Source organism: Desulfuribacillus stibiiarsenatis (assembly GCF_001742305.1).
GTDB lineage: Bacteria > Bacillota > Bacilli > Desulfuribacillales > Desulfuribacillaceae > Desulfuribacillus_A > Desulfuribacillus_A stibiiarsenatis.
In genome coordinates this window covers 1-2,911 of the sequence record NZ_MJAT01000016.1, presented here as the reverse complement: position 1 = coordinate 2,911, position 2,911 = coordinate 1, and the positions used below count along the sequence as shown (strand labels likewise).

General features: G+C 34.8%; 2 protein-coding genes and 1 pseudogene. 2 read left to right on the top strand and 1 reads right to left on the bottom strand.

The window, feature by feature from the left end; genetic code table 11:
• Positions 1–551 (bottom strand): helix-turn-helix domain-containing protein (locus BHU72_RS07795; protein WP_069702081.1); only part of this gene is annotated, 551 nt, incomplete at its 3' end.
• Positions 552–692: 141 nt separating this feature from the next.
• Here BHU72_RS07795 and BHU72_RS07790 point away from each other — a divergent pair.
• Both BHU72_RS07790 and BHU72_RS16160 read left to right on the top strand, forming a co-directional pair.
• Complete coding sequence (locus BHU72_RS07790; protein WP_069702080.1) at positions 693–1,076, top strand: DnaD domain protein; 384 nt, start codon at positions 693–695, stop codon at positions 1,074–1,076.
• A gap of 1,678 nt (positions 1,077–2,754) precedes the next feature.
• Positions 2,755–2,911, top strand: a pseudogene (locus tag BHU72_RS16160) (IS21 family transposase); the annotation flags it as partial.

Below are 2,911 nucleotides of genomic sequence, written 5' to 3'. Positions count from 1 at the left end.
TTCTTTTTGCCACGTCTGTCCTGAAGTGCTTCCACACCATTTTTTAAATATTTGGTTGTCCAAGAGTAAACTTGCTGGTAGGAAACCTGAAATTCGTTTGCTGTTTGAGCATAATTGCTTTGGTGCTCTATGCAGTATTTGACGATATCAATTCGTTCATTGTATGTAGTTGTACGGCCTTTTGTCATGATAATTAACCCTCCTGTACCGGAAGTTTTCAACTTCTCATGACCATTATACTTTAAAACCCAGTTATTCAACTGGGTTTTAGATTTAATACCATACTTTCTACATATATCCAATAGTGATCCATTGCCAGCTAAGTAATCTCTTACAGCTGAAGTCTTAAATTCGGCAGAATAGACGCTATTCTTAGATGTATTTAGAAGACCATCAGGGCCTAGTGATAGATATGTTTGCCGCCATTGGTTGATGGATGCAAAGGTAACATCTAGCATAGAAGCTAAACGTCTAAGGGAACCTTCTCCACGGAGATATTTTTCTACAGCAGCTATTTTTTCTGTTCCTGATATTTTTGATTTGTGAGACACAAAAATGCTCCTCCTTGTAAATAAACAGTTTTATTATTTAAACTGTCTACCACAAGGGGAGCATATCAGAAAGACCCACAGAAAGACCAACAGAAAGACCAACAAATAAACCAACAACCAGCGCACAGAACGGTCAACACAATGAATAACAAGTTGGGAAACAGCAAGGGCACATTAATTAAAAAAAGATCTTTAGATAATTCTATTATTAATAAAGAAAAGCTTTATAAATATCCTAATGCATGTCGTTTATATAATGAGAGGTTCTCTAAGAATGGCTCGTTTCCTCAACAGGTGCTATTTGAATTATTAAACGATTATAATGAAGAGAAAGTAGTAGAAGCAATGAAGATAGCGGTGGAAAAAGGTGCTTTCACGAGTAATTATATAAGGGGTATTTTAAAAAAAAGAAAAGAGAATGATTTGAAAACTAGGAAAATTACTCACCGAAACAATTATCAGAAGGCTGAATATGATTGGTGCAAAGAATTTTTATATCCTGATGACTCTGGAGAGAAAAGATAATAAAAACTATTAGACTATTATAATGGAATTGGAGCTGTATATTTTTCAAAATTTATAATAGTCTCATTAATCTTATTTACTTATCATTATCAATTCATGTGTCGTTTCTATATCAGTAAAATATCTTTCTATCTAAGTAAATTATCGTATCAATGCTTGAAATTCATATCGTTTCAATGTCCGAAAAAGCATGTGCAGTAACGACTCCTTTCTATATGTAAAAAAACCGAAATTTAGAGGCGTTGATTGGCGGTATATAAGGGTTTTAAAGAAGCAACCTATTTACTTCTAAGGGCATAGGGAAGTTGCGAAGCATTCACTCTCAATTGTTCACGCGAAAGCGGAACAAAGAGAGTGAAGCGCAGCGACAGTCGAAAATTTATTTTAAAGTAAATTTTTATTGCTATTACTTTTTAGATATCGTTGCTAGCCAAAGGCGATGAAGATTTGATGGAAGCTGCTAATTTAACTGATGGATGCAAATTCACTGCTGAAATCTTGTGGAAAGTAGCTTTATGTTCGCAAAGGCTATCACTATAGTTTTGGAAGGGTAGTTATGTTGCTAGGTATTCAACAAGTCGAAGCACAACATAGACTTGAGTCTAGTCCGCGTCGATGTCATACAAAGGACACTCGCTGGAACTAAAGACATACAAAGCCACAAAGCCAAGCAAAAAGCCGGAGTGGATTCTATCTGTCGAAAGGTTTTTAGAAAACAGCGGGCTCATACGAAAAAATGCTTCATAGGAGATCGTCTTATGAGGCTATACTTTCAAGTCGCAATAATCTGGACAACACATTAATAGCTCTTACCATTCCAATCATAATGGCAATAATTGACTTGAATAAATGAGGAGCATATAAGACCTGAACCTGTAATGTAGGCAGAGCATAGGAGGAAATTATGGATAAGGACGCTGGACGTCCGACTTAGAATTAAGATTTAGTAAAAGCGGAACGTCTGTAGCCCAAGGGAGACTTGCTGTAATTCCGTTTTAGGAAAGAAGGGCAGCCTAAGCAGATTATGTAAACATTGTAATGGGGGGGAAGCAAGCAGAAAACGCTGCCCAATATACTAAGAAAGGAACGCTCATTGGTATAGGCGTTGTATTCAGACTAGAACATACGATAACCAGCAAGGTCAAAAAGTATATGTAAATGAGGTAATAGCAGAAGACGTAGAGTTTCTGCAGCCAAAAGGTAATGGAGTTAGTCAAAATGGAGAAGTAAGTATAATTGATCCATTTGCTAACACGACTATAGACATAAATGATGAAGATTTGCCATTTTGAGTTTTTCAAGCCCTAGTATCAACGGTTACTAGGGCTATATTTTTATTCCTGTAAACTTAATAGAGTCTACTGATGATTAGAATGTAGAATTTTGTCGCAAATCATCTATTTTTGTCGAGGAGAAGGGATTTTTGTTTGAATATGGAATTATTAAAAATAAAGTCAAATAAAGGGGATATCTGCTATAAAAACTAACAATTAATTATACATAATAAAAGAGGAAATATATGGACGTAACTAAATTAAGCACTAAAAAACTAATAGATTACATTGAAATATTAAGATGTGAACTTGTTATAAATGCTAGGCTAATAATGTACAAAATTGATTGAATAAGAATGTACAATTTTCAACCCTACATGCATACTGGTTATGGGGTGAAATGTATGCATGTAAAACTAGACATAACAACAGAAATTGAAATTACTAGACTCTCAGATTTACCAAAACTGAAACTTCTCATGGAGAATCTCAATATGAAAATAAACAAAAGTGAATTAGCAAGGAAGTTCCAGGTAGACAGAAGAACTGTAGATAAATACC